This window comes from Fictibacillus sp. 5RED26, from assembly GCF_015903895.1.
GTDB classification, from domain to species: Bacteria; Bacillota; Bacilli; order Bacillales; family Fictibacillaceae; genus Fictibacillus; species Fictibacillus phosphorivorans.
Window position 1 is genome coordinate 106862 of sequence record NZ_JACZDU010000003.1, and the last position, 23706, is coordinate 130567.

Below are 23706 nucleotides of genomic sequence, written 5' to 3' on the forward strand. Positions count from 1 at the left end.
ACCCTTTATGTACAAACTATCTTTTGAAGCAGACTACATAAATGGAAAAATTTATAATAAGAGCGTAACATAGTTAACATTCATTGTGAACGATTAACATTCAATATAACTTACATGGACGATTTTAAAGATAACTTCAATATCGGTATCTACGTTAACCTAACCACTTATTATTGTAAGCAATGACTCCTAGAATGGACCCATACATCCACCAAAAATACCCGCTACTATCTGCTTTTTCAAGATGTTTCTCCCAATCTACTCATGTCTATCGATAAAGCCACTTAGGACGGATTCTTTAAAGTTAGTTAAAATGGATCTCCACACCTCTTCACTTTCAGTTAAAAAATGTCCAGCGTCTTCTAGATAATGAGTTTCTACATGAGGAATCTTGTTAGCCATGTTTCTCACCTCAATGAAAGATGAAAATGTATCTTTCTCTCCATGCCAAATGATTACTGGAGCGGTTAATTTCTCTACTTTAAAACCCCAATCTTTCATTAATAATTTGCTCTCATCAAGTACTCCATCTACTCCTTGTCGGTACGCTTCTTTAGAGTGCAAAACTCCAATTTCAAGAACATCTTCCCTTTGAAGCATTTTGTTGTCCCAATCTGAGAGATAAGAACCACCTTTCTTCAAGTTTTCGATGTACAATTCTGGCTTTTGATCGATCAATTTTTTCTTCGATTTTTCTAATTGCTTAAGTAACCACGGAAAGTACTTCGTCATATAAAAACCGATTCGATTCTCTTTTGACATCGTTGTTGGAGGTTTTCCATTTTCAAATGGTGTTGCCGTACCAACCAACATACATAAGTCAATTTGGTTGGGAAGAGCATACGTTACAGCTGCAGCAAAGGCTCCACCTCCTGAAACACCTAATACAGAGAACTTCCCTAACTCTAAATGCTTTGCTAGTTCTTTCATATCTTGAGCATAATCAAGTAGTTTTGATTTAGGTTTCTTATCAGAAAGACCGTAACCGGGACGATCAGTAGCAATCAAACAAATTCCTAATTCTTTTGCGATCGGATCATCTTCTGTAAACCACACCCTTGACCCTGGTGTTCCGTGAAATAAGAATAATGGAATTCCTTCTAGGTCTCCATATAGGGAATAACCTAATTGCCTTCCGTCAGATAAAACCATGATGTTTTCATTCATAGAGAATCTCCCTTATCATGAGCTATTTTAGAAGTTAGAAAATAAGAGAAAGTAGCCCTTCTATGTCTTTATTTTATCATTGTAATTTGTAAGTTTAATCCATTTATGTGTCTTTTTATGTAATTTTATTTTATTTAATTGCCCTCATCTATTTTACAATTTATGTTAGAATTTTAACAAAAAGGATCAGGGAGGAATTGTTATTCATTTAGTGATGCATTCATTACTCACTTTTGTAATTGTATTCCTAATAAATTGGTTCTGGACTGAGCAAAGTTTCATCTTGAAACCTCTTGTTATAGGCGTGGTTTGTGGTGGGATTTTTTATGTTATTGAAAAGATGTTTAAAAGGAAAAATACTAGTAAAGAAAAGAAGCGTACTGTGTAAACAGCACGCTTCTTTCAACAAAAATATTTAAATACTCGTACGCAGATCCCAAAGCTCTGGGAAGAAGCGTTGATCTAACACTTTCTTCAGATAGTTCACGCCTGATGAACCGCCTGTTCCGACTTTAAAACCGATGATGCGTTCTACGGTCTTCATATGGCGGAAACGCCACTGCTGCAGCCAGTCTTCAATATCTACTAGCTTTTCTGCTAATTCATACAGATCCCAGTACTTTTCAACGTTTCGGTACACTTCTAGCCAAGCTGCCTCTACTGATGCGTTGTATTCATAGCGTTTCGTCACATCACGATTCAAAACTTCCTCGTCGATGTGAAGTCCAGCTTTTGCGAGCGCCTGAATGGAAACGTCGTACAAACTAGGTGTATGAAGAGCAGTCGTTAATTGTTCGTGAAGGTCTGCGTCTTTTTTGTAGATTTCTAAAATATGCGGTGTCTTGTAGCCGAGCGCAAATTCGATCATGCGATATTGATACGATTGAAACCCTGATGCTTGTCCAAGCTTATCGCGAAACTCCATGTATTCTGCTGGCGTCAAGGTTGAGAGTACATCCCATGATTCAATGATCTGAGATTGAATCTTAGACACACGTGCTAACATCTTGAACGCCGAATGAAGGTTTCCGCTCTCAATAGAAGAAATCGCAGAACGCGTTTCGTGCAGAATGAGTTTCATCCACAGTTCTGACACTTGGTGGATAACGATAAACAACATTTCATCGTGATGACCGGAAAGCCTGTTCTGACCGGATAAAATTTTATCAAGGTTCAGATATTCTCCATATGTCATCTGGTTAATAAAATCCGTGTGAATTCCTTTTTCTGTTTCTTTGCTGTCCAATTTGTTCTGTTCTGTCATTCTAATCCACTCCCCCGGACAAGTAACTTGATTGTTATCGCTTTCATTATACATGATTTTACGTAGGACTTTTTATAATTCTGCAGAAAAAAAGACTGTGCACCTACACAGCCTTTCATCTTATTTGTTCTGTTCGAGTATCTGCTTTATCTTTAGTAAATCTTTTTTGTTTGCTTTTTTCATCATAAATGACATAAAAGGAGTGACCATTTTTGAAAATCCAGTTGGAACCCCTTTGTTCTGGAGCGTCATTTTGGTTACTCCAACATTTTCCGTGTTCCACGTATAAGTGGTCTCCATCGGGAAAGGACCATTTGCTGTTGTCATCACTAACTTTTTACCAGGAACATAATCTGTGACTTCATATACGTATTCAAGTTTTCGTCCTAAGAAATAAGCGATAAACGCCATTTTCGAACCTAATTGCAGAGGTTTCATCGTAACCCATTCAATGGCTTTAATGTTGTCGTACCATTGTGGTGCATGATCTGGATCGGCAGCATAGTGAGCGACTACGTCGATCGGACGATTAATGGATATCTCTGTTCTTACATCAACCATAAGAATCTCCTACTTTTGTTCAACGAATTTTTTCAAATTTTCTGCAAGCAGCTCGTTCCAACCGTGGCGATGTGCTTCTTCCCAATGTGGTTCAAGAATTCCAACGGCCTGATGAGAAAGCTGTAGAACTGTCCGATCACCGTCTTCGATCAGCTTGTAAGAATAAGAACTATTTACGGAGCCACTCATCCCTAGTAAACCATTCAATCGAATCTCTTCGTTTCTTTTGTAATACGTAATATTTCCCCATAGAGCTCCCTCACCATTTCCCCAATCTTCATAAAAACGGCCTGCGAGTTTAGGCTCCAAGATCAACTTCGAATCTTTTTCTCCCACTCTAAAGTGCCACCAGCTACTAATGTCTTCTGTTAATGCTTTGAATACTGTTTCTTTTTTCGCTTGAATCACAATTTCTTGCTCGATATGAAAAGAGTCGATCTTGATTTCTTTTGTTTGTTCCATTTTATTATCTTCCCTTTCTTCTACTAAATTTTTTATCGCAAGCAATGAATTCGCATGCGGTGCTTCATATTTACTAACCCATCTGTTATAAAGCTCTTGAAGTGGAATAACGTTCAAATAATTTACTCGTAGTCTGCCTTTGCGACGGATCGTGACAAGCTTTGCGTCAACCAGTACGCCGAGATGCTTCATAATGGCGTACCGAGAAACATCATATTTCTCACTCAGTTCACCCGTCGTGAGTGGCTGACTTTTTAGATGATCTAGTATATCGATCCGGATGGGATGAGATAATGCTTTAAATACGTCAACTAACTCTTCATTTATCATGGGGTTGATACCTCACCTGCTTTCCATCTCTAAATAAGTGACAAAAAGGTAACATGTTTAACATGTGACTTAAAGGTAACATTTAATAAAAATAATGTCTACAAAAAAAAATAAAACCCGGAATTCGTTCCGGGAATTAATTTTATTTTGTTAGTATCTTACCTAATAATTCAACGTGATATTCTTGACTGTTGTCAATCACTGATAGATCTTGCAACATCAGACCCGTTATGATTGAGAAGTAGAATAAAAGTAATTGCTTGGGATCTCCCTCACAAAACTCTCCCATTTCCTGACCTTTTATAACAATCGGAACTAACGAATCTATTGGGTTTGATAAAGAATACTCCTTAAGCATTTCTTTAACGTTCTCAGGAACACCTTCTGATGTTGTATTAGCCTGTTGAATCAACATAAAAGGTAGTTTGTTACTTTCATCTAGAATGGTTTTTGTCATTATTTTGATTTGTTCTTTTGGAGAACCGGGTATAAGGGATGCGTTTAACATAGCCACTCTAGATTCTTCAAGTGCTTCTTGAATTAAGGTCGTAAAAAGTACTTCTTTAGATTTAAAATAGCGATATGTCAATCCTTGACTGATCCCTGCTTCTTCCGCAATCATACTCATTCTCGTTCCACTAATTCCTTTAGCAGCGAATACTTTTAATGCAGCTTTTTTTATTTGATCTTTACGAATATCTCCTTTTTTCTCATTTGTAGACAACAATTGATTCCACTCCCCTTTCATTCTCTCTTTTAATTAACTATTTATATCACAGTGGAAAAGTAACTTTCGTCTGTTCTTCACTAATACGCCATAGTTGTTCCGCAGCGATCTTATCTTGAGCTTGAACGGAAGGTACCTGAATCCTTTTATTTGCGTAATAGCAACCTGTTTGATTCGTAATTTGAGATGACTCAATTAACCACAATAGTGTTTCAGCTCCCTTTTCTGGTGATAGGGAAAAAATTTTCATAACATCCATCGTCATATGAGCAAGTCTTCCATTGTTACGGTTAAAGTTAGTCGCAACCAATCCTGGGTCATAACAATAAGTCCTTACACCTGTGTCTTTAAGCTTGCGACCCAATTCAGCAGTGAACAAAATATTAGCAAGCTTAGTCTCAGCATATCGAAGTGTGGCTTCTCCCATCATTTTTCTAAATGGTCGATACTTGCGCTCAGCGTTTAGATCATTAAAATCAATTCCTCTTTTCGCCATCTTATGACCATGAGAAGACGTCGTAATGATTCGTGCAGAATCACACTCGTTCAATCGCTCAAGAAGCAGCATGGTTAGTAGATAGGGACCTAAATGATTAAGTGCCCAAGTCATTTCTATCCCTTCATCTGTAATTTGATGATTTTCAAAGAGTGCACCTGCATTATTAATTAAAACGTCTATTTTCGTGCACTTTAACAATATTTGATGTGCTAACTCACGAATCGTTTCTTGAGATGACATGTTGCCAATAAATACATCTACATGCATCTTACCATTGGTTGCTTCTCTAATGTCATCAGCAACTATTCTCGCCTTTATCTCATTTCGTGCGATCAAACCTAGCCCTTTTACTTTATGAGCCAGTTCTTTGATTGCCGCTAAACCAATCCCACTTGTTGCTCCTGTTATCATTACGTATTTATCCTTTATATTCCAAACGTTATTCTTGATTTCCATATACGATAATTCAACTCCTTCTTGAAAAGTAAATGAACGATTCATTCATTTCTATCATATGTTATTTCCTCGGAATTGAACACACCTTTTTTCGAAGTTTCTTTCATTTATAGTTAATGAATAGAGGGTCACGTTTCTTGTTCAAACACAAAAAATAAAACCCGGAACGAATTCCGGGTTTTTCTTACAAGGAGGTTACTGATTAACGAAGTCCGCCTAGCGCTTGTGCTACAAGACGCTTAGTGATTTCGCCACCTACAGATCCGTTTGCACGAGAAGTTGTGTCTGGTCCAAGATGTACTCCGAACTCAGCAGCGATCTCTTGTTTCATTGCGTCAAGAGCTCCTTGTGCTCCAGGAACCACGATTTGGTTGCTGTTATTACGTGCCATGCGATTTCCCTCCTTTGGGATAATATGTACGAAAAACTTTTTTGTTTTCCGTTAAATGTAGTATGGGTTAATTCTGAAAACCTATTCATAGAAATATAAATTTTTTTTCAAAAAAAAACAAGAACTCGTCACAAGTCCTTGTTTTTCAGCTCTTTGCTTAACAAATCTTCTTCTATTAATTGTGCTCTCTTTAACTCTTTCGCAGAATGTTTCTTAAAAAAGACTACCGTTCTCCACGCAAAAATCGTAAAGAGGGCAAGCGTAATTAAAGCCGGTATGTACTCAAGTTTGTTCTCTGGAAATACGATTGGCAACATATCTTTGCACCCTTTCGGTAAACAATTACGCTTTATTATACCAAAAACGAACAATAATTGATATGTTACACAGCTCTATTTGTGTTGTTTCTGTTAACGCTTTCTACTTGTTTGCGACGTTTATCTGTGAGTTTGGTAAGAATGATGACAAGAACGATGCCTAGTGCAAATCCTGCCAAAATATCAGATGGATAGTGAACACCAACATAGACACGTTTTAAACCGAGTATGAACGGAAGGATGGCACCTGTCACTAAGATCCACCTTTTTTGATACCGTTGATACAAAAGAACAGCTGCAAACAAATAAAACGATGTGCCCACCATGGCGTTACCACTCGGAAAACTGTATCCGTCCTCTTCTAGCGACGTTTATCTGTGAGTTTGGTAAGAATGATGACAAGAACGATGCCTAGTGCAAATCCTGCCAAAATATCAGATGGATAGTGAACACCAACATAGACACGTTTTAAACCGAGTATGAACGGAAGGATGGCACCTGTCACTAAGATCCACCTTTTTTGATACCGTTGATACAAAAGAACAGCTGCAAACAAATAAAACGATGTGCCCACCATGGCGTTACCACTCGGAAAACTGTATCCGTCCTCTTCTAACAAGCGGTAGTCTTGTGGTCGTTCCCGCTGAAACATGGACTTCACTAGTAAGTTCAGACCATAAGAAACCAGAATACTTCCAATCAGCAATAAACTGTTTCTTATTTGTTTCATTATGATAAGTACGATTGCACCGATTAAGCAGAGTCCAGCCAGCACTTTTGCGTCCCCTAAATGCGTGATAGCTAGCACCATTTCATTTAACCATTCTGTTCTGAGAGCCAAAACCTGTTCTCTTAAACTCGAATCAAAAGTGGTTATGAAACTTGAGCTATAAAACGAAAGACTGACAAAGATTAAAATAAACAAACTCAACATAAATTTCATTGTAATTCCCCCTACTTATTATATTACTTCAGGGCATCCAATATTAGGAATAGCATTTGGGGGGGTTACGGATAAAAATTGATTTACTACGTAATTAATTGAAATTACCTCGTATAAAAATCCGATTACTACGTAATTAATTGAGATTACTACGTATTTATTTACCGATGTCTCTTTCAAACAGACAACGCTCACATTTTCCACCATGAGTGGACGCTGTATTCATCAACTCTCTCACAAAAAAGAAAAAGTCCTCCTAAAAAGGAGAACTTTCGCTTTCTGCTTCACATTCTTTTATATAACGGTTCCACGGATGTTCTCTGCATTCTGTGCTGCACGAACGTTTATGTTCATGCTCACACTCTTCACACATCAACAGATGCGCGTTGCATTCTGGATTTCCGCATTTTACATAGCGTTCTTCAGGGTTTCCGCAGTGATAACATTTGCCGACGACAACCTCTTCCCCTGTTCGGTTTACAGGTACGGAGATCCGCTCATCGAACACATAACACTTTCCGTCCCAAAGCTTTCCTTTGGCTTCTTCATCATATCCGTAGGAGATGATTCCACCTTCGAGCTGTGAAACGTCTTTGAAGCCCTCTTTTACTAAGAATCCTGAGAACTTCTCACAACGAATGCCGCCCGTGCAATACGTAAGAACTTTTTTATCCTTGAACTGACTGAAGTTCTCACGTACCCATTGTGGCAGTTCACGGAACGTTTCCACATCTGGTCTGATCGCATTCTTGAAATGGCCTAGGTCGTATTCATATGTGTTACGCGCATCTAAGATCACGACATCTTCTGATTCCATCGCTTCAAGCCATTCTTTTGGAGAAAGGTGCTTACCCGTAAGTTCGTTCGGATTCACATCATCTTCAAGGCTTAAATGAACGAGCTCTGGACGAACACGAACCTTCATCTTTTTGAAGGCGTGTTCGTTCGATCCCTCTATTTTAAAAACGGTATCTGCAAACCGAGGATCATTCTTCATCATCTTCATATATGCTTCTGTTTGTTCCACCGTTCCAGATACGGTTCCGTTGATCCCTTCGTTCGCAACAAGAATTCTGCCTTTGAGTCCGATCTCTTTACAAAGAGCGAGATGTTCTTCTTTAAACGCTTCAGGGTCTTCGATCGTTACGTATTTATAATACAATAAAATTTGAAAGTCCATCATTACCACCTACTTATGCTTCTTAAAAAACTACCTTTCCTATAATAACAAATTATGAGAAAAAGAAAAATACAGGACGCATCCTGTATTTTAGATTTTATTTAATGTGCAGTTTCTCAAAATATCCGCTGCTTCATGTGCTTCTTCATCTTCCGCCAGTTCAAGGGCTGTTTTTCCGTCCTCTTTAGCAAGGTATGGATCTGCTCCTTTTTCAACAAAGTAAGCGATCATTTCAGGATCGTTGTGCTGAGCGGCTTGATGTAGAATCGTCCAGCCTCCACTCTGCTTTTCGTTAATGTCGGCTCCGTGTGATAATAGGAGACTGATCATCTCTTGGCGATTCTTCATATTCGCTGCAGCGGCATGAAGCGGCGTGTTCGCCATGTTGTTTCCTGACTTCACATGAACATCAGCTCCATGTTCAAGTAGTAACTTCACGATTTCCATATGTCCAAAGTGTGCGGCTAGATGAAGAGGTGACCACCCTTCACTGAGCCTGTTTATGTTTGTATCTTCGTTTTTCAAAAGTTCCTCAACTATTGTTAAATTCCCATCCATTGCTGCTTGGTGCAGATTCATAGTATCCACCCTTTCTAATTGTTGTTGTAAGACTACTTCGACTTCCCGACACGAAAACCCTTTTACATACATTTATTTACAAAATTTTTCTCTCATTCCCAGTTGTTTCGCGGTCGAAATTATGTGAACATTTAAATTGTGAAAGTCGTTGGGGGAACTGGATATTCGGGGGATATTATGCGTTTAAAAATATTATCTTTATCATTGGCTGCTTTTCTTGTAATGACAACTGCAGCACATGCTTCAACACCATATACGGTTCAGCAAAATGACACACTGTGGAAGATCGCACAGCATCAAAATGTAAGCGTATCACATGTAATCGGAATGAATCGTTTGACAAGCCATAACATCTATCCTGGTCAAACGTTATACATTCCATCGTCTTCAAATCTACACAAAGTAGTAAATGGAGAGACTCTTAACAAAATCGCTTCGGCGTCAAATGTTAGTTTATGGGCAATTCAACAGGCAAACCCTCAGATCAAAGAGATCAATTGGGTTTATCCTGGACAAGTGATCGAGCTGCCAGCATCTGTTGCCAAACAACAGCCAGCACCAAAATCCGCAGCTCCTGCACAACCTTCTGTCGGCTCAACTGCTACTCAAGTTTCACAGCTTGTGAATGCAGAGCGTCAAAAAGCCGGCCTTGCCCCATTAACACTTGATGCTGAACTCAGCAATGTTGCTTTGGCAAAAGCTAAAGACATGATTCAGAATAACTATTTTGATCACAACTCACCTACTTACGGTTCTCCGTTTGACATGATGCGCAGCTTTGGAATCGATTACACAGCTGCGGGTGAGAACATTGCAAAAGGACAAACTTCACCTCAAGCTGTTATGACAGATTGGATGAACAGTCCTGGGCACCGCCAAAATATTTTAAGCTCTAACTATGACTCCATTGGGGTTGGCTATTTTGAGGGAGCTTGGGTACAACTATTTAAAAAATAAGGATCTTCCGCACGACTTTCCACTAAAAAAGCATGCAGCGCTTAAAGCCGCATGTTTTTTATTATTGAATGAATCTGTTTTCAAGCATTATTTCTTGAACGACTTGTTGCAAGTCCTTTGGAGTAAGTAAACTTGTATGAAGCAGATGCTTAGAGTCTAGTCTTGAGTTCAAGAACTCATGAAAAAGGATTAAACACCTTTCACCCATTTGCTCTTCTGCATCCCGCAAAGCATCTCTTTTTACTAACGTCTTTTCATCTGCCCAAAGGACAACATACTTGATGATTACGTTGGATTTATCGAATAGAAGTTTTAGCCACTCTGCATCCTTTGGAAAGGTTATGTAATCGATCACAACGTCACAGCCATGATCAATGAAGTTCCTAGTAAGGTGAAGAATGTTATTCCAGATCAAATCATGCTCCTGTTCACTTTGCCAAGGTTTCTTTCTGCCGTTAATATGCATATGACTTATATCATCACCAGAGAGATACGCGCTATTGGATAGACTTTTTACAAGCTCGATCGCAGTTGTTGATTTCCCGACTCCTGCTGGTCCTGATAGGAGATAAACGGTTCTTGCATGTTCTGTTGTCACTGGTGTTCCTCCATACTTAGAACTTTAATTCTAATTCTTCTAAAAGCGCTTTTGCACCATTCGGACTGAGTACGAACTTCCCGCCTGCACACATGGCATTTTGATCTGTCACTTCTCCTGTAATCACGCACGAGTTATTCGGTATGTATTTCTTTAAAATAATGCGGTCATTCTCTACAAAAATCTCGATCCCATCTTTAATGTCTAGATTCATCATACGTCGCAGTTCAATCGGAATAACAATTCTTCCTAACTCATCTACTTTTCTTACAATCCCCGTGCTTTTCATATGCTTTACCTTCCTTTTCTTTCTTCCAAACGAAGTAGTAAATTCTGTAATACATGTCACCTTACTCCAACACTTGGTAAATAATGTTTTTTCGTTGAATTAATCATCTCAAAAACTTCAATAAATAGGAAGAGGATATGAGTTGGGTTAATTTAATGGGCAGAAAGGACTAATTTATGTGTGTAAGATGCGAGAAAATGATATTACTAATTTGTCATGAGTCAAAAAACCTATAACATTTTCCCAAAATAAAAAACCTACAGTCAGATAACTGTAAGCTTCAAGCAAGTTTTTTCTAATAACATGTTATGGCCACACTAACTTTTCTAAAACTATTTTTTAAAGTCAGATAAGGCATTCAATGCTTTTTCAATATTAGACTCAAAATCAATTGCATCTAGCATAGCTATTCCCTCTATAATGATGAATGTTAAAGGCGCTAATTTCTCTTTTTCTTTATCGTCAGCTTGAATGAGCTCAGAGCAGTAATGAATAAAACTGTCCCCAATCTGTTTTGCAATCGAATGGTAAGGCTCTTCTTTTTTAGAAGCTCTTGCAATTAACTCGAGCCAAAGTTGAATGTAGGGTTTCACGACAGGGTTTTTAATCAATTTGTACAGGTGGGGTACTAATTGATTAAAAGGAATAGAAACTGTTCGCGCCTGTTCAAGAATAGTAATCAGGTTATCGGATATTTGAGTTAACACTTCTTTCATAAGCTCTTCTTTGTCATGATAATAATGAAGCAACATTCTGTCACTCGTCCCTGCCGCTTGTGCTAAATTTCTCAAACTTCCCGCTTGTAAACCATTTTCAAGAATTTGCTTTGCCATTTTATCTTGTAGTTCTTGTTTACGTAATTCGCCTTTTTTCATCACATTTCCCTCGTTGCATTTTTTATGTAGTATATGCTACATTTTATTTATGTAGCAAGTGCTACATTTTAAAAATGGGAGGGAGTCATATGATGAAGAACACTGAAGTTGCAGAAGTTATTGAGTCAGAGAAACCACGTTTATTTAGTATGAAACAAACAGGAATTCTAATTGCATTTGGAATTGTCTTTTGGTTTAGTGGAGCAATGGCTGTTAAATTCGGATATTCCGTTGGTTTATTTGGCAGAGAAGGAAGTCTGATTTCCTTCGCACTCGCTATACCAGTATCTTGGCTTTCCGTTTTACTCATCATTAAAGGTGCAGATCTTAAGCCGCTCCAGATTGTTCCTGGCATTGGACTAGGTCTTGCAACAGCTACTTTCTTTGATGGAATCGTTTTGACTTGGGGAACTTGGGTTTACGGTACAAATTCAGATCAGATTAGCTTTGGTGCAGCATGGATCTTATGGGGAGCTTTTACGTTTTTAGCATTCGCATTTTTTGAAGCTTATCGAAAAGGAATAAAGTTGGCGTAGTTGTTAAAAAAAATACCAAATACACTTTAATTGCAGTGTATTTGGTATTACTTCACTCTCAAAATCTGACCTGGATAGATGCTGTAGTTATTATCTAGATTGTTCCAACTTTTAATCTGCTGAATTGTGCTGCCATATTGCTGACTAAGAGCATAGACCGTATCTCCACTTACCACTGTGTGATAAATTGCTTTTTTAGGAAGGTTGAAGCTCTTCACAATTCCATTTACATGTCCACGCGCAATATTTTCAATAAAGGACGCCGTTTTTAGTTTATTGGCGTCATTTACGTTATCAATAAACCCATTCTCCGTTAATAGAGCAGGCATGTTCGATTCACGTAATACATGAAAGTTTGCTGTCTTCTGACCACGATCGCTGAAATTTACGATTTTCAAAATTTCGGCATGCACATTATCTTGATACGTCGTCGTTGGTGCTGTTGAACCCGGATAGATATAATCTTCGTACCCTGTTCCCCCACCCGCATTCGTATGAATCGATAGAAAAAAATCTGCTCCCCAAGCGTTTGCAGCATTGGTTCGGTCTGTTAAAGACTTCGTTACATCCGAAGTACGGCTCATTAAAATTGAAATATTGCTATATTCAGCAAGTAAAATATCTCTGATTCGAATGCCTATTTGAAGAGTAAGTGTTTTTTCTGTGAGGTTGTTCCCCACACCTCCAGGATCAGAACCACCATGACCCGGATCAATAAAAATTTTCACCATTTTCATCACCCCTATTATTCATCATATGTGGAATCTATGAAAAAGGTTTGTACTTTACTAGAGTCTTTTAAAATAATGCTTATAAAAAGGTAACGTACAAACGCCTTTTGTTTGATCGTGTCCAATCAAATAGATTTCTTCCCTCATAATCTATTACATAGAGAGTAATACTTCTCTATATCATGCATTACAAGGATATGGGGTGTCTTTTATGCGTAATTTCTTAAGTCTATTAGATTTGCTGATAAAAAAATCCGTAAGACTCCACAAGACAAAAAAAGAATTGGTTAATAATTAATAGCCTAACTTCAGTTGAAGTTAGGCTTGAAGTACATACTTTTTATTTTTATTTAATCAAAGATGCAAAATTATAATCTTTATCATTAAGAATCAATAGCAATTCATTTACACCTTAAATCCTATATAACGTCATTTTATGAACAATACTCAGAGTATTAAGTACTCTGAGTATTTTTTCTACTTTGATTTTTTAAATTAGCACCATAATTATTTAGATGATAATCCTTTAGAACTGCGTTCCACAATCTCCAATCGCTGTTTGTGGAGTAACCGCGGAAGTAAAGGTAGTACTGAATGAATCGCCAGCAGAATTTGTGGCCAATATGTTCCAAGTCGCAGTGTTCCCCGATAATGTGAAACCGATAAACACATCAAACAGTCCTTGAAGCGTTGAAGTCCCGGATGCTGTTGCTGTACCTTCAAGAGTAGCACCTGTACCATCAATACAAGAAATACGGATTCTCCTTCCTTGAATGAGGTTAAATGTGAAGCTGCCACCTGAGAATGTAATACTAAAGTTATCTACTGCAGGGTTACATCCTGGCCCTGCAATATAACATTGAACTGCAGATACATTTATCGTTCCTGCTACAGTAGATGGTACTCCTCCATTAATAATATTGGCTGTTGCTGGCGCTCCTGTTCCTGCAACTCCTAATTGGAACTTACAAGGACATAGTTCTTCTTCTGGACAACTAAAGTCAATATCTATGGAACTAGCAACGGTTTGACCGCCAACTGTTGCAGAAGCTGTCACGATTGTTGATGTTGGTGCCGTACCTAGAGGAACGGTCACATTCGTTGTAAACGTTCCAGTTGCTGAAGTAGTTGTAGATGGAATGGTTGCTACAGCTTCAGGGAATTGAGTAAAGTTAATCGTTACTCCTGGTTGTGGAACTCCTCCACACGTAAGCGTACCAGATATGGTTCCTGTACAATTAATATCTGGAGCAGCAGTAAGTGTGAGGGTACAGGTACTCGCACAAGAACCTGTCACTGTAATTGAAGTGCTCAAAACTTGTGCTCCAATTGTAGCTGTTCCTGTTATGACCGCTGTCTGTGAAGGAGTACCTGATGCTATATTAACACCTGTAGCTACATCGCCCTGTGAATCAGTGATATCTGATGGAGGATTTAATGTAAAGTTTGGGTTGCTACTACTAAAGTTTACTGTTACCCCTTCAATCGGCTGACCTCCACATGTAACAATTCCAAAGACATTACCTGTACAGTTAAAAGGCAGTTCAGAAGGGATAAGTTCCAGTGTACACAAAGCTGAAGGACACATTACCATCGACGTATCCGTTGTGGAAATCGTTCTACCGTTTACTATAGTAGAAGCTGTGATTACAACGTCTGTTTCAGGCGTACCCACAGGAACATCTACTTCAACACTGAAGTTACCAAACGAGTCGGTAACAATTGGATTTGGTGAAAAGGTGAGGATGGATGGTGCTGATTGAAACGTTACAACTGCTCCTGATACGGGAACACCATTGCAAGTTACTTTACCATTAATCGTGTCATTACATACAATAATGGCGGCTGATAAGATATCTACACGACATCCTATTGTCGGAGAAAGTTCTATACCGACAATACAATCACAATCAAGAACGATGGGTCTTCCAACTGGATCTGTTCCATATACACAATTATTTTTAACTTCCAAGAAAGTTAATAAAATTTGCCCGCCTCTATTAGTAACAATTGTGATATTTTGACCAACTTGAAGACACTTTATAAAATCACATACGCAATCATGTTGTTTGTCCATAATATTTTCCTTTCCATAGATGGTTGCGGATTATCATATGAAAGGATCTTTACTAAGGTGAATATTTACTGAAGAATTAAACCATGCATTTGTTCTCATTTTTTCTCGTTAGGTATCCACATTTCCGTTCTGTTACTTCACGGTTTTGAGACATATTGATCTTATATCTCAATTTCTGGAAAATCCGCATGTTGCTACAGCTGACGAAATTTATTCGAAAAATATCTGCCAAATCTTTACGATAACCATTTCTATTTAAAAGGATATAAAGACCAGCAAATATATCTGGTCGTCGTAAAGAAATTTCTCATAGAAGCGACAGAACCTTGCGTTATGGAATTCGAGAATGATGTACATGTTAAGATTCATTTTAACAATTCTGACGATACTCCTTAGAATTTACAAGTAAACTAGAATTCATCTTAATGAGCGGGAGGAACTAAATTTAAAACAAGTCTATCTGTTGCATTCATAGTCCTCCTAACTATTGAAATACAAATTATCCACGTTTCATAATGACCATTTGTTTGTCAGCAGAAAATCTAGCTTCTTTAATTAACTAAAATCACATAACTTGTCTTTCAGCATATCCTATTACTGTTACTAGCTCTTTTTTTGGTAATATTTTTATTCTTTGAGGTGATTTTATGTCTTGTAGAAATTGTCATAGTTGCAATTGTTGTTGTACGATTGTTCCAGTACCTGGGCCACAAGGGCCACAAGGACCAGCGGGCGCAGCAGGCACGGCAGCTTCCACAGATTATGCATTTATTTATCAATCAACCGCTCAATCGGTTGATCCCCAAGCAGATGTGACGTTTGATACGAACGGAAGCATTTTTGGTTCAATTGCTCATACCGTGGGTGATTCCATTATTACAATCAATACACCTGGTAACTATAAAATTCTCTTTTCTGTTACGGCCCAGCAAGCAAATCAATTTGCCCTATTCCTAAATGGAGGACTTGTAGCCGGCAGCATATACGGATCAAATGATACGGATCAGCAGAATACAGGAGTAGCCATAATTACAGTTACTAGCTCTTCTACCCTTACATTACGGAACTTTACTTCAGCAACATCCGTTTTGCTAGAAACACTTGCCGGCGGAACAGCCAACAACGTCACAGCCTCTATACTCATTCAGAGGTTGTAGAAAGGAGGTTATGAACTTGAAAGATAGACAATCAGAATGTTATCCATGTCTATTCAACCCCACACTCATTCAAGGTCCACAAGGTCCCGCAGGTCCGCCGGGAGCATCCTCGGATTTTGCGTTCATCTATAATTTAAGTGAACAAGCTCTATTGCCGGAAACAGACATTCTGTTTGATAGCAACGGCCCAAACTCTGGCATCGTTACCCATACAGCTGGAACCGCTGAGATCGTAATTAATGTTCCTGGTGATTATTACATCTCTTTTTCCGTAAGTGGTGATATCAAGAACCAGTTTGCTCTATTTAACGGCGGAATCCTTGTTCCTGGCACTATCTATGGTTCAGATGATATTAACCAGCAAAACATGGGACAAACCATTCTTACAGTGGATACAGTACCTGCGACGTTAACCGTCCGATATCATACAAATGTCGTTCCGTTAACGGTGACACTTCAAACGCCAGCAGGTGGAACACAGGCGAATGATACCGCGTCTGTATTTATTCAAAAACTAGGACTTCAGACGACCGTAACGGTAAGTACCAGCGCTGGCCTACTAGCAGCGCTTAACAATAATACGATCAGCCGAATCATCTTAACACCTGGTACTTATGACATCAGCACCAGTGCTGCGGTTGTTCGGACGTCGGCTGTAAGGCTCGTTTCAACGGCCCTTACGACGGTGATCTTTAATACCGATCAGGAATTTGATTTCATTACAATCGGAGAAAACATTGATCCTCAAGCGCTTCGCATTCGAAATATCACGCAAGGAATTAATTATCCAAGTATCCAAGCGGCTATTACGGCAGCTGCTCCAGGTGACACGATCGAATTGTCTCCAGGTACCTATACAGCCTCCATTACCTCAGCCACCCCTCTAACCATCAACAAACCACTAACTTTACGAGGCATTTCAGCTTCTTTAACCGAAGTGAATTTCAGCATCACTGGATCTCTGGACTTTTCGTATTTGATCATCGCTGAGGATAACGTAACCGTGGAAAATATTCATTTTATTGGCCCTACCGGGGCAGGACTTGGTTCAAATGCGTTATTTAGCGTGGCGTTGAGGTCATTTTTACCGTTCCTTCAGTATACAAACGATATTATTCGCTATAATATTTTAGATGGAGGTAGACGTGGGTCTTTCCTTGATGTTGCTAATTTTCAGTACATCGGAAATACAATCATTCATACGGGAGACCGCGATGCTGTCGTGCTTCAATCCAGTACGAACTCTTTGTTTTACGGAAACATTTTCAATGGTGGTGCAACTAGTAGACGAACATTCTCAATTGAAGTCTCAAGTGCGAGCGCCTTTGCTACAGGTACGTTACAACTTTCAAACAATAGTATCTTCAGTTGGTCCCAGCCGTTTCTCATTAACCAAAATGCCATTGCTCTCTCCTTATTCATTACAGAAAATTATATAAACCATGGAGCGAGAAGCGGGAGCACCGTTATCTTCTTTGTCGGAGGAGCTAATACCTTTGCAGGGTATGCGCAAATCTTAATTCAAGATAATACGTTTATTAACCCTAACCCTACACGGCTCGCGGTGTATTTGGATTACAGTGGTGGAGGAACATCTGTACCAACTAATGGGCAAATACAAGTTTATGATAACTTCTTCAGCTATGTTGGTCCTCCGTATGGCAACGGTACGGATATAACCGTAACACAGGTTATCCCGCCACCGCCTACATTCATGCCAATCGGTTATACATCAATCCCTCCATCTCCTGCCTCCATCACACCTGCTGTTTTCGATGTTCAAAGGAATAGCATCTTCTAATCGCTATAATTACCAATATCAATTCCAAACCGCAAAAATTTTTTTTGCCAAATTGACTTTGTCATTTATGTAAAAATGATAGCATTAAAAATGACCAGATTTATCGTCTGGTCATTTTTAATAGAATTAACTTATTATGGTTCACCACCAGTACAAAGAAGAACAGTGATCATTATGGCTAGAAAAAGAAGCATTAATACAATTCCTACTGACCATAAAGCCACTTTTTTAACATTTGTATTCTAAATGCTAAACCCTAGAATAATGGCTAGTATATACCCTATCATATAGTTGGAAAGAAGTATCGTTCACTAACTATATCGATACAATTCAAATACATGATGATTAAAAATGTTGTAGAAATTAATGAGATGAAAGACGTAACTGGATAGAGGAATGATTTCTCCATTATTCATTCACTTTCTTCATGTAGATACACTGTTTATTAAATGGTTTTTAATAAACTTCTTCTTCTCGAAGATATGCAAACTTTAATATACCTCTTGATTATTCGATGTGAATTTTATCCTCAACATTACTGCAGCGATACTACTCGACATTCCAGCTAACAGAAACAGCCAAGTAAACCATTCCAGACCCATAGTCGGAGATCTAAATGTTAACGAACTGGCTAGAAATAATGTAAGACCGAGTAAGCTAAACAATACGCTCAGTTTGTTTGTGTGATTTCTGAAAAGCCAAGTAGCAAGTAACACAAGAATATACAGCAAACTGATTATCATGAGTATTGGAAACAGTGGTTTAAATTTTGCGGCGTAAATGAAATGATCGAATCCAGATATCTCAGAGACATTGGTTACGGTTCCATGCTTCCAGTTTGAAAACATAGCCGAGTACTTCCATTCCCACCACGTATCTCTTAATTCACTTCCTTCATACCATGCTGAAAACGTTGAAAAAAGAAACACAATAACTGCTAAAACAAATTGAATCACATATGACATAAGTTGATTTCCTCTCGCTTGATTATGTACCTTATTTTACCATGCAATTCCTTTCGTCGCTTACTACTTTTTGACTAACTTTTACTCTAAGGCAAATTAATTCTTGAGAGGCAGTAAGTTTCTCACCACTAGCATACATAATATGGTAATTTAATACATATATCATAAACTGAGGTGCAGCCATTTATGAAAAAGTACTTGGGGTTATTTGCAATAATCATTTTTATCGTGGGTTTGATTCCAACTTGGCTTGGAAAGTACATTGGATTCTTTGCAGCTTCTTATGCATGGTTTGCTCTATGGGGCTATATTGTAGCCTGGATCTTAACACTTTTCTCTGGTAAAGGGAAATGGAAAACGGCAAGTATCTTGACACTAACTCTATCTGGATTAATCGTGATCATTACTGTTTTTTTCTTGATCGTAACTTGGAATAAGCCCTAATCTATCCAACTGCAATAGACCAGATTATAGTCTGGTCTTTATAATTATCCGATTTTCTCTGCTAACTCTAAAATAATTCCCTCTGGTCCACGAACGTAGCATAGTTTATAACTGTCTTCATATTGCTCGATCTCACTAAAGGTCTCCATACCCTTCTTTTTCAAAATAGCAACGATCGCTTCAAGCTCCTCAACAGCAAAGCAGATATGTCGAATGCCTAGTGTATTTGGTGAGGGTTGTTGCGTATCTGAATCATCTGACGGCGTATAAAATTTGACTAGTTCTATCCAGGTCTGACCTTCAGGCATTCCTAAAGCTACACAGCTCGTTCTAACTTTTTTTAGTCCAACAATCCTGTCCAACTGATCTCCTTGCATTTCCCATTCCGCTTTCACTTCAAGCCCTATATCTTGGAAAAATGCTTTCGCTTCTGAAAGATTGTTTACGTTTATACTCACATGATCCATTCTATTAACCTTCATAATCAATTCCTCCGATGTTCATTTTTACTCATAAGATATATTCGATTGCACTACTCTTAAACCTTTTCTGAATTGAAAGTACCTATTTGGAAGCTTCCTACGCTCAAAGTTTCCATCCTATTCTAAAATACTTATCTAGTTAAATAGATACACACAAAAACTACTAAAAACAGGTCATGTAAATAGACTTCTGTAGTAAGACCTTATCATCTTTTCTCGATGTTCCCGAAACTCGTATACATATTTCCTTTTCTGCATTATATTGGAACACATTAAGAGGAGGAGAGTTATTATGAAAAAGTTTATCAGTCTATTTACTGTGCTTGTTTTTTCACTCGTGCTCGTTGTTCCATCATTTGCGTCGGCAGCCCAAAAGTTGATTCAACCGATCAACAACGCTTATATCACGGCCGGGTACTTGAATGCTAACTATCAGAAGAAGTTTGGTTTCAAACATTATGGATGGGACTTAACATCCTCTAACAGCAGCAGAGCGGTTTGGGCGAGTGGAACGGGTAAAGTCTTAGCAACAGGCTACGATAACGTTTTAGGAAACACCGTCATTGTGAAATATCCTGCAGCCTACATCCATTCAACGAAAGCAACGAAAGATCTTGTGTTCCGTTATAATCACTTAGCTTCAATTGCTGTATCTAAAGGGCAGAGTGTTACAAAAGATACACGATTAGGGAACTATGGTAATACAGGATTGTATTCAACTGGGCCACACCTTCACTTTGAAATTGATACAGATACGACTTATTATCAATATTCTCCAACGTTAGGATCAAGTTCTAATATTATAAAAGCAGGTACAGCTAGCACGGTGTTATCTCCTAGAAATGTTCTATATACCAAAGTTTCTAGTCCAGATAACCAAAGCATTTACATCATTGGAGATGGCTATCAATCTTCCTCTGAAGATGACCTTCCTTTTAAAAACTAATAGCAAAAGAGACAAAGCAACTCTCGCTTTGTCTCTTTTTATCGTTCACTTCATTTATCCCAACTGTCGTTTGACCTTTTTACTAGCAAAGAAGTAAGCAACCACCATAATTCCGATACACCAAGTAAGCGCAATCCAGATATCATTTCCCACTGGTCCCTCATATAATAGAGCACGAATCGCGTTCACAATAGATGTTACGGGTTGGTTTTCAGCAAAGATCCGCACGACCTTAGGCATCGTTTCTGTTGGTACGAATGCTGAACTGATAAAGGGTAAGAAAACGAGCGGGTACGAATAAGCTGTTGCTCCTTCCATTGAGCTTGCTGTTAAACCCGGAATAACGGCGAGCCAAGTTAGCGCTAATGTAAATAGTCCAAGTATTCCGGCTACAGAAAGCCAATCTAAAAGTCCTGCGTTAGAACGAAAACCCATCAGCAAGGCGACTAAGATTACAATTACAATCGTAAGGGCATTAGAAACCAGTGAGGTTAAAACATGTGCCCACAATACGGACGATCTTTTGATTGGCATGGTAATGAAACGTGCCATTAACCCGCTCTTCACATCTGTAAACAGCCGAACAGAAGTATAAGCCACACCTGATGCGATCGCCATCAGCAAAATGCCTGGTAATAAGTAATTCACATAGTTGTCTGTCCCTGCCTCAATCGCCCCTCCGAATACATAAACAAACAATAGCATCATCATAATCGGGGTAATAGCCACCGTGATAATCGTATCCGGACTTCGCATGATATTACGCATTAATCGACCTAATAAAGTTCCTGTTATACTATTCATTTACACACTCTCCTTTTTACCGATCATGTTGAGGAAAATATCCTCTAGTGATGGCTGCTTTTCAACGTACTCCACTTTCGCTTTCGGGAACATCTTTTTTAGTTCTTGCAGCGTACCGGTCTTGATGATTTTTCCACCATGTAATATCGCAATACGGTCCGCGAGCTGCTCGGCTTCTTCCAAGTATTGTGTGGTCAGTAATATCGTCGTTCCGCCATTGGCAAGTTCTTTTACAGTGTTCCAAACTTCAATACGTGCTTCAGGATCAAGTCCTGTTGTTGGTTCATCGAGAAAAATAACGTCCGGTGTTCCAATCAGACTCATGGCAATATCCAGCCTTCGTTTCATACCCCCAGAATATTGGTCACTGCGTTTGTTCGCAGCTTCCGTTAAGCTGAATCTTGCAAGTAAATGATCTGCGACTTCACCTGGATTGTTAACACCTCTTAATTTAGCAATCATCATAAGGTTTTCACGCCCAGTAAGCATTCCGTCTAAGGCTGCAAACTGTCCTGTTAAACTAATGCTCTGACGAACTCCATCGGTTTGACGATCGACATCATATCCACAAATTATCGCTTCCCCTTCATCCGCTTTCATCAATGTGGAAAGAATGTTGACGATCGTCGTCTTCCCCGCTCCGTTTGATCCTAACAAAGCGTAGATTTCTCCCCTATTCACCTCTATATCTACTCCTATTAAAACTTCCTTATCTTTGAAAGACTTTTTTAAGCCTTTTATAGAAATCGCTTTTACATTCATGTTTTTCCTCCTATTAGATTATGATTTCACTATTCAGTATCACTGATAATAAGTGTTACTTAATACCGAGTAAAAAATAACTGAATAGTTCACAGTACATTCTATTCAGCCATAAATGTTACTCTTTTCCTAATTCCTTCTGAATACTTTGGTTCAGATCTTCACGATATTTAGCAAAATAAGTTTTGGCGTTTGCTACGAGTTCATCTGCGAAAGATGCCACGTCTTGCCCTGTAATGTCTAGCACTGGTCTCCCTTGTGCTGCTCCTGCTTCAAACAGATCAATCAACTCATACTGAATGTGTAGCATATCCATCCCATTTCCAGATGAAAAGTTCCACATATACGTTTGAATCTTTTTAAATACAAACTGATAATCCTCCGGAAGAGCTTCAACACGAGCCATCATCATTTTGTATTCTTTCTTATCACCGATCATCTTTTTAATCCATTCCAACATATTTCTTTCCTCCTTTTGATCCTTTCCATTCATCATGCTTCCGAAACACTTTATGAACTTAGCGTGATTTCAATACATTAATCTTTGAAGATACAAAATCCCATTTTCGCCAGAATGATTCTAGTTCTTGTCTGCCAGCTTCATTCAGCGTATAAAACTTTCTAGGTGGTCCCATATCTGACGGCTTCTTGACGATGTCTACTAATTTCTTCTTTTCCAATCGGACGAGGATCGTGTATACCGTACCCTCCACCACTTCTGTAAACCCTAGATCGTTTAAGCGGCGTGTAATCTCATAGCCATAGGTCTCATGACGGCTGATAATTTCCAACACGCAGCCTTCAAGTGAACCTTTTAGCATTTCTGTTAAATGTTCGATGTCAAAAGCCTCCTTTATTTCATCTGACCTATAATAAGTATGACTTAGTACCGCTTTAAAAAAATAGAGTTAAGTTCACCATTACTATTAAGTGTTACTTATTACCTCTACATTGTATGACTGAGTACTATAAATGTCAACTGTTTTCCAAAAAATAGTTAGTTTATTGAGAATCACCATTAAATAGTGAAAAGACTCGCCTAGATAGGTCGAGTCTTTTCGTGTTTGCTCATTAAATTATATTCAAGAACGACGGGCACGAATTAGCTTTATCAATGCTACCAAGAGTATTATACCTGTAATAATCCATGTAAGAAGAAAGGCAAGACCAAGTCCAATATTAGCTCCTATATATTCATTCATGTAATCATCATAAAGCGCATAAGTCAGTGGAAAAGCAGCAATAAGCATACTGAGTAGAATTAGAAGAATATTCTTTTTACTTTTGTGTTTTACAGAAAGATACATAACCACAAAAGAAAGAACGAGTATAACAAAAGTTAAAATTGTCACCCATGTTTCCATGATTTACTCATACCCCCTTTAATCCACTCTTACTAAATTATA

The 23706-nt window shown here is 38.5% G+C and carries 29 protein-coding genes and 1 pseudogene; 6 read left to right on the forward strand and 24 right to left on the reverse strand.

Features of this window, described 5'->3' with window-relative positions:
* Nucleotides 1–258: 258 nt before the first annotated feature.
* The 12 genes and pseudogenes from IHV10_RS13250 to IHV10_RS13305 form a co-directional block, all read right to left on the reverse strand.
* A complete protein-coding gene (locus IHV10_RS13250; RefSeq protein ID WP_197130359.1) occupies nucleotides 259–1167 on the reverse strand; it encodes an alpha/beta fold hydrolase in 909 nt (302 codons plus the stop codon).
* A 415-nt stretch (nucleotides 1168–1582) separates the two neighbouring features.
* Nucleotides 1583–2431, reverse strand: coding sequence for a tryptophan 2,3-dioxygenase (kynA, locus tag IHV10_RS13255; RefSeq protein ID WP_197130361.1), 849 nt, complete (start codon nucleotides 2429–2431; stop codon nucleotides 1583–1585).
* Between the two features lie 120 nt (nucleotides 2432–2551).
* Nucleotides 2552–2992, reverse strand: a complete 441-nt coding sequence (locus tag IHV10_RS13260; protein ID WP_197130363.1) for an SRPBCC family protein — start codon at nucleotides 2990–2992, stop codon at nucleotides 2552–2554.
* Between the two features lie 9 nt (nucleotides 2993–3001).
* Nucleotides 3002–3784, reverse strand: coding sequence for a metalloregulator ArsR/SmtB family transcription factor (locus tag IHV10_RS13265; protein WP_231619551.1), 783 nt, complete (start codon nucleotides 3782–3784; stop codon nucleotides 3002–3004).
* 142 nt (nucleotides 3785–3926) lie between these two features.
* Nucleotides 3927–4511 (reverse strand): TetR/AcrR family transcriptional regulator, encoded by a 585-nt coding sequence (locus IHV10_RS13270; protein ID WP_231619552.1) that lies wholly within the window; start codon nucleotides 4509–4511, stop codon nucleotides 3927–3929.
* Nucleotides 4512–4557: 46 nt separating this feature from the next.
* Nucleotides 4558–5466, reverse strand: coding sequence for an SDR family NAD(P)-dependent oxidoreductase (locus IHV10_RS13275; RefSeq protein WP_197131156.1), 909 nt, complete (start codon nucleotides 5464–5466; stop codon nucleotides 4558–4560).
* Nucleotides 5467–5668: 202 nt separating this feature from the next.
* Complete coding sequence (locus tag IHV10_RS13280) at nucleotides 5669–5857, reverse strand: alpha/beta-type small acid-soluble spore protein (RefSeq protein WP_066395381.1); 189 nt, start codon at nucleotides 5855–5857, stop codon at nucleotides 5669–5671.
* Between the two features lie 128 nt (nucleotides 5858–5985).
* Nucleotides 5986–6174: a hypothetical protein gene (locus tag IHV10_RS13285; RefSeq protein WP_197130365.1), complete on the reverse strand. Its 189-nt coding sequence runs from the start codon at nucleotides 6172–6174 to the stop codon at nucleotides 5986–5988.
* Nucleotides 6175–6239: 65 nt separating this feature from the next.
* Nucleotides 6240–6518 (reverse strand): annotated as a pseudogene (locus IHV10_RS13290) (phosphatase PAP2 family protein); the annotation flags it as partial.
* 17 nt (nucleotides 6519–6535) lie between these two features.
* The gene (locus IHV10_RS13295) at nucleotides 6536–7117 is read right to left on the reverse strand and encodes a phosphatase PAP2 family protein (protein WP_197130367.1); all 582 of its coding nucleotides are present in this window, start codon (nucleotides 7115–7117) and stop codon (nucleotides 6536–6538) included.
* 256 nt (nucleotides 7118–7373) lie between these two features.
* Nucleotides 7374–8297 carry a rhodanese-related sulfurtransferase gene (locus IHV10_RS13300; protein ID WP_197130369.1) on the reverse strand — a complete coding sequence of 308 codons (924 nt, stop codon included), beginning with the start codon at nucleotides 8295–8297 and terminating at the stop codon, nucleotides 7374–7376.
* 90 nt (nucleotides 8298–8387) lie between these two features.
* Nucleotides 8388–8876 (reverse strand): ankyrin repeat domain-containing protein, encoded by a 489-nt coding sequence (locus IHV10_RS13305; RefSeq protein ID WP_197130371.1) that lies wholly within the window; start codon nucleotides 8874–8876, stop codon nucleotides 8388–8390.
* A 177-nt stretch (nucleotides 8877–9053) separates the two neighbouring features.
* On the opposite strand from IHV10_RS13305, the gene IHV10_RS13310 reads away from it, so the two are divergent.
* Nucleotides 9054–9833: a LysM peptidoglycan-binding domain-containing protein gene (locus IHV10_RS13310; RefSeq protein ID WP_197130373.1), complete on the forward strand. Its 780-nt coding sequence runs from the start codon at nucleotides 9054–9056 to the stop codon at nucleotides 9831–9833.
* Between the two features lie 61 nt (nucleotides 9834–9894).
* Here IHV10_RS13310 and IHV10_RS13315 read toward each other — a convergent pair whose 3' ends face one another.
* The 3 genes from IHV10_RS13315 to IHV10_RS13325 form a co-directional block, all read right to left on the reverse strand.
* Nucleotides 9895–10431, reverse strand: coding sequence for an AAA family ATPase (locus tag IHV10_RS13315; protein WP_197130376.1), 537 nt, complete (start codon nucleotides 10429–10431; stop codon nucleotides 9895–9897).
* 16 nt (nucleotides 10432–10447) lie between these two features.
* Entirely contained in the window at nucleotides 10448–10720 is a 273-nt protein-coding gene (locus IHV10_RS13320; protein ID WP_197130379.1) for an AbrB/MazE/SpoVT family DNA-binding domain-containing protein, read from the reverse strand.
* A 332-nt stretch (nucleotides 10721–11052) separates the two neighbouring features.
* Nucleotides 11053–11595: a TetR/AcrR family transcriptional regulator gene (locus IHV10_RS13325; protein ID WP_197130382.1), complete on the reverse strand. Its 543-nt coding sequence runs from the start codon at nucleotides 11593–11595 to the stop codon at nucleotides 11053–11055.
* A gap of 89 nt (nucleotides 11596–11684) precedes the next feature.
* On the opposite strand from IHV10_RS13325, the gene IHV10_RS13330 reads away from it, so the two are divergent.
* Complete coding sequence (locus IHV10_RS13330) at nucleotides 11685–12131, forward strand: hypothetical protein (RefSeq protein WP_197130385.1); 447 nt, start codon at nucleotides 11685–11687, stop codon at nucleotides 12129–12131.
* Between the two features lie 47 nt (nucleotides 12132–12178).
* Here IHV10_RS13330 and IHV10_RS13335 read toward each other — a convergent pair whose 3' ends face one another.
* Both IHV10_RS13335 and IHV10_RS13340 read right to left on the reverse strand, forming a co-directional pair.
* On the reverse strand, nucleotides 12179–12862 hold the full coding sequence (locus IHV10_RS13335; protein ID WP_197130389.1) for an N-acetylmuramoyl-L-alanine amidase family protein: 684 nt from the start codon (nucleotides 12860–12862) through the stop codon (nucleotides 12179–12181).
* Nucleotides 12863–13388: 526 nt separating this feature from the next.
* Nucleotides 13389–14939, reverse strand: a complete 1551-nt coding sequence (locus IHV10_RS13340; protein ID WP_197130392.1) for a hypothetical protein — start codon at nucleotides 14937–14939, stop codon at nucleotides 13389–13391.
* 647 nt (nucleotides 14940–15586) lie between these two features.
* On the opposite strand from IHV10_RS13340, the gene IHV10_RS13345 reads away from it, so the two are divergent.
* Together IHV10_RS13345 and IHV10_RS13350 are read left to right on the forward strand one after the other, a co-directional pair.
* A complete protein-coding gene (locus IHV10_RS13345) occupies nucleotides 15587–16096 on the forward strand; it encodes a BclA C-terminal domain-containing protein (RefSeq protein ID WP_197130395.1) in 510 nt (169 codons plus the stop codon).
* A 16-nt stretch (nucleotides 16097–16112) separates the two neighbouring features.
* On the forward strand, nucleotides 16113–17897 hold the full coding sequence (locus IHV10_RS13350; protein ID WP_197130399.1) for a hypothetical protein: 1785 nt from the start codon (nucleotides 16113–16115) through the stop codon (nucleotides 17895–17897).
* Between the two features lie 491 nt (nucleotides 17898–18388).
* Here the strand turns inward: IHV10_RS13350 and IHV10_RS13355 are convergent, their stop codons facing one another.
* A complete protein-coding gene (locus IHV10_RS13355) occupies nucleotides 18389–18862 on the reverse strand; it encodes a YjdJ family protein (RefSeq protein WP_197130402.1) in 474 nt (157 codons plus the stop codon).
* A 186-nt stretch (nucleotides 18863–19048) separates the two neighbouring features.
* Here IHV10_RS13355 and IHV10_RS13360 point away from each other — a divergent pair, with 186 nt between their 5' ends.
* On the forward strand, nucleotides 19049–19306 hold the full coding sequence (locus IHV10_RS13360) for a hypothetical protein (RefSeq protein ID WP_197130405.1): 258 nt from the start codon (nucleotides 19049–19051) through the stop codon (nucleotides 19304–19306).
* Nucleotides 19307–19350: 44 nt separating this feature from the next.
* Here the strand turns inward: IHV10_RS13360 and IHV10_RS13365 are convergent, their stop codons facing one another.
* Nucleotides 19351–19788: a VOC family protein gene (locus tag IHV10_RS13365; RefSeq protein WP_197130408.1), complete on the reverse strand. Its 438-nt coding sequence runs from the start codon at nucleotides 19786–19788 to the stop codon at nucleotides 19351–19353.
* A gap of 292 nt (nucleotides 19789–20080) precedes the next feature.
* Between IHV10_RS13365 and IHV10_RS13370 the strand changes: the two genes are divergently transcribed.
* Nucleotides 20081–20734 carry a M23 family metallopeptidase gene (locus tag IHV10_RS13370; protein WP_197130411.1) on the forward strand — a complete coding sequence of 218 codons (654 nt, stop codon included), beginning with the start codon at nucleotides 20081–20083 and terminating at the stop codon, nucleotides 20732–20734.
* A gap of 54 nt (nucleotides 20735–20788) precedes the next feature.
* On the opposite strand, the gene IHV10_RS13375 is transcribed toward IHV10_RS13370, so the two are convergent.
* From IHV10_RS13375 to IHV10_RS13395, 5 genes are all read right to left on the reverse strand, one after another.
* On the reverse strand, nucleotides 20789–21538 hold the full coding sequence (locus IHV10_RS13375) for an ABC transporter permease (protein WP_197130413.1): 750 nt from the start codon (nucleotides 21536–21538) through the stop codon (nucleotides 20789–20791).
* Nucleotides 21539–22300, reverse strand: coding sequence for an ABC transporter ATP-binding protein (locus tag IHV10_RS13380; protein ID WP_197130416.1), 762 nt, complete (start codon nucleotides 22298–22300; stop codon nucleotides 21539–21541). It lies immediately after the preceding gene.
* A 118-nt stretch (nucleotides 22301–22418) separates the two neighbouring features.
* Nucleotides 22419–22760: a DUF1048 domain-containing protein gene (locus IHV10_RS13385; RefSeq protein ID WP_197130419.1), complete on the reverse strand. Its 342-nt coding sequence runs from the start codon at nucleotides 22758–22760 to the stop codon at nucleotides 22419–22421.
* A 58-nt stretch (nucleotides 22761–22818) separates the two neighbouring features.
* Nucleotides 22819–23139: a PadR family transcriptional regulator gene (locus IHV10_RS13390; protein WP_197131159.1), complete on the reverse strand. Its 321-nt coding sequence runs from the start codon at nucleotides 23137–23139 to the stop codon at nucleotides 22819–22821.
* Nucleotides 23140–23382: 243 nt separating this feature from the next.
* Entirely contained in the window at nucleotides 23383–23664 is a 282-nt protein-coding gene (locus IHV10_RS13395) for a hypothetical protein (RefSeq protein WP_137789128.1), read from the reverse strand.
* Nucleotides 23665–23706 lie beyond the last annotated feature (42 nt).

Coding starts and splice junctions, on each gene's coding strand:
- IHV10_RS13310 (WP_197130373.1), top strand. CDS start 9,054: ATGCGTTTAAAAATATTATCTTTATCATTGGCTGCTTTTCTTGTAATG.
- IHV10_RS13395 (WP_137789128.1), bottom strand. CDS start 23,664: ATGGAAACATGGGTGACAATTTTAACTTTTGTTATACTCGTTCTTTCT.
- IHV10_RS13335 (WP_197130389.1), bottom strand. CDS start 12,862: ATGGTGAAAATTTTTATTGATCCGGGTCATGGTGGTTCTGATCCTGGA.
- IHV10_RS13320 (WP_197130379.1), bottom strand. CDS start 10,720: ATGAAAAGCACGGGGATTGTAAGAAAAGTAGATGAGTTAGGAAGAATT.
- IHV10_RS13250 (WP_197130359.1), bottom strand. CDS start 1,167: ATGAATGAAAACATCATGGTTTTATCTGACGGAAGGCAATTAGGTTAT.
- IHV10_RS13330 (WP_197130385.1), top strand. CDS start 11,685: ATGATGAAGAACACTGAAGTTGCAGAAGTTATTGAGTCAGAGAAACCA.
- IHV10_RS13325 (WP_197130382.1), bottom strand. CDS start 11,595: ATGAAAAAAGGCGAATTACGTAAACAAGAACTACAAGATAAAATGGCA.
- IHV10_RS13345 (WP_197130395.1), top strand. CDS start 15,587: ATGTCTTGTAGAAATTGTCATAGTTGCAATTGTTGTTGTACGATTGTT.
- IHV10_RS13265 (WP_231619551.1), bottom strand. CDS start 3,784: ATGATAAATGAAGAGTTAGTTGACGTATTTAAAGCATTATCTCATCCC.
- IHV10_RS13300 (WP_197130369.1), bottom strand. CDS start 8,297: ATGGACTTTCAAATTTTATTGTATTATAAATACGTAACGATCGAAGAC.
- IHV10_RS13295 (WP_197130367.1), bottom strand. CDS start 7,117: ATGAAATTTATGTTGAGTTTGTTTATTTTAATCTTTGTCAGTCTTTCG.
- IHV10_RS13275 (WP_197131156.1), bottom strand. CDS start 5,466: ATGGAAATCAAGAATAACGTTTGGAATATAAAGGATAAATACGTAATG.
- IHV10_RS13285 (WP_197130365.1), bottom strand. CDS start 6,174: ATGTTGCCAATCGTATTTCCAGAGAACAAACTTGAGTACATACCGGCT.
- IHV10_RS13340 (WP_197130392.1), bottom strand. CDS start 14,939: ATGGACAAACAACATGATTGCGTATGTGATTTTATAAAGTGTCTTCAA.
- IHV10_RS13355 (WP_197130402.1), bottom strand. CDS start 18,862: ATGTCATATGTGATTCAATTTGTTTTAGCAGTTATTGTGTTTCTTTTT.
- IHV10_RS13385 (WP_197130419.1), bottom strand. CDS start 22,760: ATGTTGGAATGGATTAAAAAGATGATCGGTGATAAGAAAGAATACAAA.
- IHV10_RS13370 (WP_197130411.1), top strand. CDS start 20,081: ATGAAAAAGTTTATCAGTCTATTTACTGTGCTTGTTTTTTCACTCGTG.
- IHV10_RS13305 (WP_197130371.1), bottom strand. CDS start 8,876: ATGAATCTGCACCAAGCAGCAATGGATGGGAATTTAACAATAGTTGAG.
- IHV10_RS13280 (WP_066395381.1), bottom strand. CDS start 5,857: ATGGCACGTAATAACAGCAACCAAATCGTGGTTCCTGGAGCACAAGGA.
- IHV10_RS13360 (WP_197130405.1), top strand. CDS start 19,049: ATGAAAAAGTACTTGGGGTTATTTGCAATAATCATTTTTATCGTGGGT.
- IHV10_RS13375 (WP_197130413.1), bottom strand. CDS start 21,538: ATGAATAGTATAACAGGAACTTTATTAGGTCGATTAATGCGTAATATC.
- kynA (WP_197130361.1), bottom strand. CDS start 2,431: ATGACAGAACAGAACAAATTGGACAGCAAAGAAACAGAAAAAGGAATT.
- IHV10_RS13260 (WP_197130363.1), bottom strand. CDS start 2,992: ATGGTTGATGTAAGAACAGAGATATCCATTAATCGTCCGATCGACGTA.
- IHV10_RS13380 (WP_197130416.1), bottom strand. CDS start 22,300: ATGAATGTAAAAGCGATTTCTATAAAAGGCTTAAAAAAGTCTTTCAAA.
- IHV10_RS13365 (WP_197130408.1), bottom strand. CDS start 19,788: ATGAAGGTTAATAGAATGGATCATGTGAGTATAAACGTAAACAATCTT.